The 8,491-nt window shown below is 28.1% G+C and carries 7 protein-coding genes; 5 read left to right on the top strand and 2 right to left on the bottom strand.

From position 1 onward, the window contains the following. The 5 genes from HNP99_RS17430 to HNP99_RS17410 form a co-directional block, all read left to right on the top strand. Nucleotides 1–1,197: DUF7507 domain-containing protein (locus tag HNP99_RS17430; RefSeq protein ID WP_173854727.1), on the top strand; the 1,197-nt coding region annotated here is incomplete at its 5' end. A 75-nt stretch (nucleotides 1,198–1,272) separates the two neighbouring features. Further along, on the top strand, nucleotides 1,273–2,181 hold the full coding sequence (locus HNP99_RS17425; RefSeq protein WP_173854726.1) for a PorP/SprF family type IX secretion system membrane protein: 909 nt from the start codon (nucleotides 1,273–1,275) through the stop codon (nucleotides 2,179–2,181). Between the two features lie 11 nt (nucleotides 2,182–2,192). Then, nucleotides 2,193–3,107: a tetratricopeptide repeat protein gene (locus HNP99_RS17420; RefSeq protein WP_173854725.1), complete on the top strand. Its 915-nt coding sequence runs from the start codon at nucleotides 2,193–2,195 to the stop codon at nucleotides 3,105–3,107. Nucleotides 3,108–3,147: 40 nt separating this feature from the next. Continuing rightward, complete coding sequence (locus tag HNP99_RS17415; protein WP_217424441.1) at nucleotides 3,148–3,504, top strand: tetratricopeptide repeat protein; 357 nt, start codon at nucleotides 3,148–3,150, stop codon at nucleotides 3,502–3,504. A gap of 50 nt (nucleotides 3,505–3,554) precedes the next feature. Continuing rightward, nucleotides 3,555–5,492, top strand: coding sequence for an OmpA family protein (locus HNP99_RS17410; protein WP_173854724.1), 1,938 nt, complete (start codon nucleotides 3,555–3,557; stop codon nucleotides 5,490–5,492). Between the two features lie 4 nt (nucleotides 5,493–5,496). On the opposite strand, the gene HNP99_RS17405 is transcribed toward HNP99_RS17410, so the two are convergent. Continuing rightward, the gene (locus HNP99_RS17405) at nucleotides 5,497–6,015 is read right to left on the bottom strand and encodes a CAP domain-containing protein (protein WP_173854723.1); all 519 of its coding nucleotides are present in this window, start codon (nucleotides 6,013–6,015) and stop codon (nucleotides 5,497–5,499) included. Nucleotides 6,016–6,187: 172 nt separating this feature from the next. Further along, on the bottom strand, nucleotides 6,188–6,700 hold the full coding sequence (locus HNP99_RS17400; RefSeq protein WP_173854722.1) for a CAP domain-containing protein: 513 nt from the start codon (nucleotides 6,698–6,700) through the stop codon (nucleotides 6,188–6,190). Nucleotides 6,701–8,491 lie beyond the last annotated feature (1,791 nt).

Raw genomic sequence — 8,491 nt, 5'->3', positions numbered from 1 at the left:
AACTTTACCGCCAGCTACATTTTAACTCAAGAGGATATTGATGCGGGACAAGTTACTAATACCGCTTTGGCTACTGCCAAAGACCCTAAAAATAAAGATGTAACAGATACTTCGGGAACTACTATTGACAACGATACGCCTACTGTTGTGGTGATCGACGATAAGCAAAATCCGAAAGTTGCTTTAGTGAAAAAAGGTGTTTTCGCAGATGAAAATAACGATGGTTTTGCGCAAGTTGGCGAAACAATTAACTACACTTTTTCAGTGACCAATACTGGAAATGTAACCCTTACACAAATTGTGGTTACAGATCCTAAAGTAACTGTCGACGGCGCTGCAATTGCAACCCTAGCTCCTGGTGATGTTAATGAAACGAACTTTACCGCCAGCTACATTTTAACTCAAGAGGATATTGATGCGGGACAAGTTACTAATACCGCTTTGGCTACTGCCAAAGACCCTAAAAATAAAGATGTAACAGATACTTCGGGAACTACTATTGACAACGATACGCCTACTGTTGTTGAGTTAACCGAAAATTCAAATTTAACCGTAATTAAAACGTCTTCTACTGAGAATTATAATGCTGTAGGAGATACCATAAGCTATCTTATTCAGGTTACAAACTCAGGAAGCGTAACACTTCATGATATAAAAGTAACTGATCCACTAACCGGTTTAGATACAACTATTCCATTTTTATTACCAGGCGCTACGGAAGAATTTAATCAAACATATAATGTAAATCAAAATGATATTGATGATAAATTCGTTATTAATATTGCATACGCAAATGGACTTACACCAAATGAAACGCCTATAAGTGCATCAGATGATGAAACAGTTGAAGCCGCAATAGTATTAGGATGTGGGTCGATAATTGTTCATAATGCTTTTACACCGAACGGTGATGGAATAAATGAATTATTTACCATTGATAATATTGATGATATATTATGCTATCCAGAGAATCAGGTAGAAATATACAATCGTTGGGGAATTTTAGTTTTTGAAACTACAAATTACAATAATAAAACAAATGCTTTTGACGGAATTTCAAGAGGAAGAACGACAATTAAACAATCTTCTCGTTTACCGTCAGGAACTTATTTTTACATATTAAACTACACATCGCTTGGTGACAAAGGCCAAAAAATATTAAATAGAAAAGACGGGTATTTATACTTAAGTAATTAAAACAAATACCAAATTTAATTTTAAGCTAAGTATCAATCACTACAAGCTGATTGATACTTATAAATAAAGTACATTATGAGAACAAAAATACTTTCTTTACTTATGATGCTGACATCAATTGCAGGCTTTGCACAACAAGATGCTCAATATACGCAATATATGTATAATACTGTAAATATTAACCCTGCATATGCTGGATCTAGAGGGGTATTAAGTATCTTTGCACTTCATAGAACACAGTGGGTAGGTCTTGATGGCGCACCTACTACTAACGCGGTATCCTTAAACACGCCTTTAAACAGTAGCAGGCTTGGTCTAGGTGTATCAATTGTAAACGATAAAATTGGTCCAACACATGAAAACACAATATCAGCCGACTTAGCATATACAATACCTACCTCTGAAACATGGAAACTATCATTTGGTTTAAAAGCAACAGGAAATTTATTTGATTTAGATGTTTCTCGTTTAAACCCAGTGGATAGTGATCCAAACCTACAAAATTACAACAATAAGTTTACACCAAATATAGGAGCTGGATTATATTGGCATTCAAGTAAAGCTTATCTAGGCTTATCTGTACCAAATTTCATTGAAACAAATCGATATGATGATAATGAGATAGCTATCTATAAAGAAAAAATAAACTATTACTTAATTGCAGGTTATGTATTTGATCTTAATTATAATTTAAAATTCAAACCTGCCATACTTACAAAAGTGGTTGAAGGAGCTCCACTGCAAATAGACCTATCAACAAATTTCATGTATAATGATAAGTTTACATTAGGATTAGCTTATAGATGGAGTGCATCAGTTAGTGCAATGGCAGGCTTTCAGGTATCAAATGGACTCTATATAGGTTATGGATATGATTTAGAAACTACAAAACTTGAAAACTATAACTCAGGTTCACACGAAATCTTTTTAAGATTTGAACTATTTAAAAACAACAAAAGAATAATTACCCCAAGATTCTTTTAAATATGATTATTATGAAAACAACAACTATTTTAACGCTAATCGTGTTTATTCTGTTTTCACATGAAATTACCGCACAATCAAACACTAAATTAAATAATAATGATAAAGAACTGTCTGATCCTATTTCTAAAGATAAAAAAATAAAATATTACCACGTTGAAGAACAAATAAACATGAGGTTTGGAGGAAGTGTGACTACCTATAATGTATCTGACATAAGTTTAATTAGTAACAATGATTTAGGTCCAGATAATAAACGTGTAGTCTACATACAATATACTGACGGAACTACAGCTGAATACATTATTAAATCCAAAAAAACTGCTCTAAAACACATTGATCCAAGAAATACAGCAATTGCATTAAACAAGGCTAATAAACATTCTATAATAAGAGAAAATACAATAGTTAAAGAGCAAAAAGCCACACTTATTAAGAAGAGCAATCCAGTTGTAACAATTATAAAAGATAAACCAAAAAAACGTATAATTAATAATAATTTTACCAGTAATGTTATTGATAATAAGAATAATATAAAACTATCTAAAGAAGAAGATGAAAAGAAATTAAATGAGATGATATATTCTTCTATTGAAGTAAGTACAGCTAAAGACAATAAAATTGAAGATAGTTCTGCCACTAAAAAGAAAAATTATTATGCATATATCAATGTTATAAAGACCTATGAAAAAGTAGCCGAAAAGGGATATAAATCAGTCAGTCTCTTTAAAAAATTAGGTGATAATTTTTATTTCAATAATGAAATGGATAAGGCTGCTAGATGGTACAAAGAGCTATTTGCAATGAATGAAGATTTAGATATTGAATTATACTACAGATATTCTAACGCATTAAAAGCAGTTGGTCAAGAAGAGAATGCGAAGAACTTAATGAAAAAATTCAATCAATTGATAGCAAAAAACTAAATAATTTAGAATTATCAATTTTATATAAAACAGAAATCTGATGAAAAAAAGCCTATTCTCCTGTATTATATTATTCAGTTTTATTTCATGTAGTTTATACTCTCAAAAAAATAAAACGATCAACATTGAAAAAAGCAAGGAAAATTATGCTTATGTAGATGCCATAAAAACATATGAAAAAATAGCTAATAAAGGTTATAGATCTGATGAGCTATTTGAAAAACTTGCAAATGCCTATTATTTTAAATCAAAATTTGAAGAAGCTGCAAAATGGTATAAAGAACTTTTTGCAATGAATGACCATCTTGATATTGAATTATATTATAGATATTCTAATGCTTTGAATGCTATTGGTCAGGAAGAAAATGCAAAAAAAATAATGTCCAAAATCAATTAATTGACAAAAAAACTGAACAAAATTATACGTTTTATATAAATTATATCATTATGAGCAAAAAAATATTCTTTTGTATAGCATTAATAACTGTTTTTTCATGCAATTTATATTCGCAAAAAAACAAAATAGCCAAAGCTGATAAAAACTACGAAAACTACGCTTATATAGATGCTATAAAAACCTATGAAAAAGTAGCAAACAAAGGTTACAAGTCAGCTGATATGTTTGAAAAATTAGCAAACGCATATTATTTTAATTCAAAATTTGATGAAGCTGCAAAGTGGTATGGTGAATTATTTACCATCGACACTGTTCAAGTCAAAACAGAAAACTACTATCGATATGCCCAATCATTACGAAGCATTAATAATAATGATAAAGCAAATGAAGTTATGATTGAATTTAACAAACTCAATCATAATGATCGTAGAGGAAAATATTTTTTAAATAACGAAAAATATATCAGCAAAATACAAGCTAGAAAGGGACGTTATGAAGTTCAAAATGCTACAAATTTAAACTCTCAATATTCTGATTATGGTACACGCTTTTTTCTTGACAAAATTGTATACACTACCGCTAGAGATACTGGAGGACTACAACAAAGAAAACATTCTTGGACAGATCAATATTTTACCAATTTATATCAGGCGAATGTTGATGATTCTTTGACAACTGCAAACCCTACTAAATTTGACGCCACTGTTAGATCACGTTTTCATGAGTCTACACCTACTTTCACAAAGGACGGTAAAACAATGTATTTTACTCGAAATAATTATCTAAATGGAAAAAAGGGTAAAAATGAAAATAATACTACTTTACTAAAAATCTACAAAGCCACTTATGAAAAAGGGAAATGGTCAAATATAACTGCTTTAAATATTGATAGTGATTTATATAATCTAGCCCACCCAATATTAAGTCCTGACGAAAAGACATTGTATTTTGTCTCTGACATGCCTGGAACTCTTGGTCAATCAGATATATTTAAATCATCAATTAATCCAGATGGGACTTTGAGTACTCCAATAAACCTAGGTGATTCTATAAATACTTCTGGTAAAGAAACCTTTCCATTTTTAACTGATGGTGAATTATATTTTTCGTCAGATGGCTACCCTGGTTTAGGTGGTCTTGATATATTTGAATCTAAAATTAATAAAGATGGAAGCTTTGGACCAGTAGAAAATATAGGTAGTGATATTAATTCCTCAAAAGATGATTTTGCTTTTATAATAAATAAAAAGTTAAAAAAAGGTTTTTTCTCATCAAATAAAGATGGAGGAATGGGATCAGATGATATATATCAATTTAAAGATAATTTTAAAAAATGCAAACAAAGTTTAGCTGGGACTATTACAGATTTAAAAACTAAAGAACTTATAGCTAATTGTAAACTTACATTATATGATAATGAATTCAAAAATATAGGTACAACATATGCTGATGAGAAAGGGAGATACGCTTTTGAAATAGAGTGTGGGAAAACTTATAGAGTAAGAGCCGAAAAAGAAGAGTATATCACTGAAGAGAAAAAAATTGATGTTGAAGAAATAACAGGTACCACATTACTAGATTTTGATTTAGACAAAGAGATTTGTAAAGTTGCAATAGGAGATGATTTAGGTAAATGTTTTGGAATTAAAATGATTTATTTTGAATTTGACAAATCAAATATTCAACATGAAGCAGCTATAGATCTTGAGAAAATATTAGATGTATTGAATCAAATACCAACAATGAAATTAGACATTAGATCACATACTGATAGTAGAGGAAGTAGCTCTTACAACGAAAAATTATCAGATAGAAGAGCAAAATCAACTATTAATTGGCTACTCGAAAGAGGAATTAATACTAATCGAATTATTGGTAATGGTTATGGAGAAAATCAATTAATAAATAAATGTTCAGATGGTGTAGAATGCAGTGAAGAAGAGCATCAACTCAATAGAAGAAGTGAATTTATAATCACTGCTCTTTAATTTATTAAATTTTAGCAAAAATATTAGTGTAATATTTTCTACCTGTTTTAGAGTCAATTTGAATTGAAATACCAAAATGAGTAAAATTGCCTTCAATGTTTTCTTTATGAAATGAACTTTTTAACCAAGCATCTAGGACTGATTGGGCATTATTATAATTATATGCAATATTTTCTCCTGTTGCTGTTGCAGATAAAGTATTAATAATACTTTCTGAACGAGCTTCAAACCCTGCATGATTAACAACATTATTTGCAATCATGTACTTGTTATGCTCAGCAGATTTAAAAGATATAAAATTTGATTTTTCTAAAGGTTTTAAATCAATACTTATTCTGTAAACATTAATTAAATTCATAACTTCTAATTCATCTGAATTATATATTTCGGATTCAACTTTTTGAGCTGAAACTGAAATTGTAGCGATTGGAACTTCATTATTTAATGTATTATCTGAAGTACAAGAATTAAAAACAAAAAGAGTTAAAGAAAGTACAACAATACTAAGTATTTTTTTTTTCATAAAAGTAGAATAAGTATATAGCAGATATTGGGGCTACTAAGCTTGAACCCCAAACATAGAAAAAAAAAATAAAAAAAGTATAAAAAATCGACTAACAACATAAAAATATACATAAAATAAGTTTTAACTTATATTTAATTAAAATTAAACATATATCAAAAATTAGAGAATATTATATTTTAGCAAATATATTAGTATAATACTTTCTCCCTGTAGTAGGATCTTCTTTAATCGCTAATCCAAAGTGAGTAAAATCACCTTCAATATTTTCTTTATGTGCTGGGCTATTCAACCAAGCAGTTAAAGCACTTTGAGGACTATTATAATTATAAGCAATGTTCTCACCTACCTTTTTAGCATGTAATACCTCTATTATATTTTGTGAACGAGCAACAAAATCATCATGATTAACAACTTTGTTAACGATCATATAATGATCATGCTCTTCTGATTTAAAAGAAATATGATTTATTTTTTTTAAACTATTTAAACCAATACTTACCCTATAATCATTAATCAAATTCATTGCTTCTAATTCTGAAGTAGAGTAATTATAAACTTCTACTTCTTTGGAAGTTTTTGCGCTATCTGAATCATTTTTACTTTCCGAAGAATCTGATGAACATGAATTCATTGTAAATATTACTGTTAAAAATAATAAGATACTAAGTAATTTTGTTTTCATAATAATAGTAGATTAAGTTTAAAAAGATTCAGGGCGAAAATTTAAAAACGATTAGAAAATATATTTTCATTATTCAAATATATGATTTTTTATCGTTTAAAAACAAATAAAATCGTTTAAATACATTTAAAACAAATAAAAGTAACTAAAAACCTATTATTAAATCAAATTGACAACGAGTTAATAACTTTATAAAAATTGAATAATTATAAAATTTTAAAATCAAATTTAATATTCTGGCAGTTTTTTCAAGAATAAAAATTAGAAATAGCGATCCAAATAATACAGATTTTGCAATTAACACTAAAGATCTATCACATGTTAATGTATTTGAAAATTTCTTAAATTGTGTAAAGAAATATAAAAGTGTTCCCTAAGTTTGAAATCATTTCAAACGAGTAAAAAAAATGATTAATTACTTATCTAGATTATCCAATATCAAGGATAAAGATTAAATAGCATGCGTGAATTAAAAAAAAGTTTTGAATTTTGCATAAATAATACTCCTATGGATAACTAATCAGATCTAATAAAATTAATACTCTCCGAATTTGTAATCGCTTTTTATTTAGTTAGAACAGTTAAAAAGAATGAGAAAACGTACCTTAATTTTGAGAAACGTAATATATTACCAATTAAAACTAGAGATCGAATTGTAATAGCTAATGGTTTTAATAATGAACTTATAACCCAAGACTTCATCTTAAGTAGTAATTGAGTATTCTTGTATGTCAAACGACGAGATTGGTCAGATAAATATATTCGTGACTTATTTCAAAAAGATTCGAATTTGGTTATAGAGGAAATTTGTTTAACCAAAAAGTTCGCCTCTTTTTAAAGAGATAATTCATTATTAAGTCTTTCAATTCTTATACCTTAAAATTCTGGATTAATTGATATTGATTGAAAGAAACATTAACGTGATTATAAAAAAATTATTGAGTAATTTTAAACATGCAAATATTAAACAGTGTTGAAAACAGGTTGATTTAAACAAAAGAAAATGGGAAAACGTTCTATAAACGAAATTAGCTTATTTAATGGAGAGCTATATCTAAATAAGTTCAAGAAAGAAAAAAAAGTATAGTTGCTATATTCTCAAGCCATAAGTTGGAACCATTGTAGAAAATGGATCATCACTAAAATTATAAGTAAATATTAAAATCTAGTTTTTTGTGTTTCCAAATTATACAAACACAATATTTCTATAGCAAATTTAATGACTCAAAACAAAACCTGGAGAGAAATTTAAGATTTCATAATTTAGCTACCAAACAACAAGTTTTTAAAATCAACTAAAATTCTTAAAACTCATCTTCATAATTATTAATAGAACATTTTGATTTGGTAAATACCAAAATCAAACAAGAGAAAATGCATTTGTATTTTGAAGAAAAAAGTACACATTCAAAAAAACATAATAGACGACTTATCATTAAAGGCTTTCTAGATGAAATTATAATTCAGGACTCTCCTTTCTATATCTTCACATAAAGAAGAGATGTTCGTCTGACAAAGAATCTCAAGAAATTATACAGTACTATTGGGGTATTGTAGCACAAGGAAGCATTATTTATCATGAGCTTACGGCTTTTTTAAAAGAAATTAATAAATACTAAAGTAAACGACTGCCCCAACATGTTTTGGTAGTGTAATAAAAAGTGTATAAAAGTTATTTTTAGGATCAAGACGAAAAGTTGTGGGGAAATATTTAAATAAGGATATTTGTATTTTAAAATCTTATCCCAATGCAAGAATCTTTTAATGAGATCCTAAAATTATTACTACCTG

It is taken from the genome of Flavobacterium gelidicaeli (genome assembly GCF_013294005.1).
In the GTDB taxonomy this organism is placed as follows: Bacteria; Bacteroidota; Bacteroidia; order Flavobacteriales; family Flavobacteriaceae; genus Flavobacterium.
The sequence above is the reverse complement of the archived record's forward strand: the minus strand, read 5'-3'. Positions and strand labels throughout refer to the sequence as shown.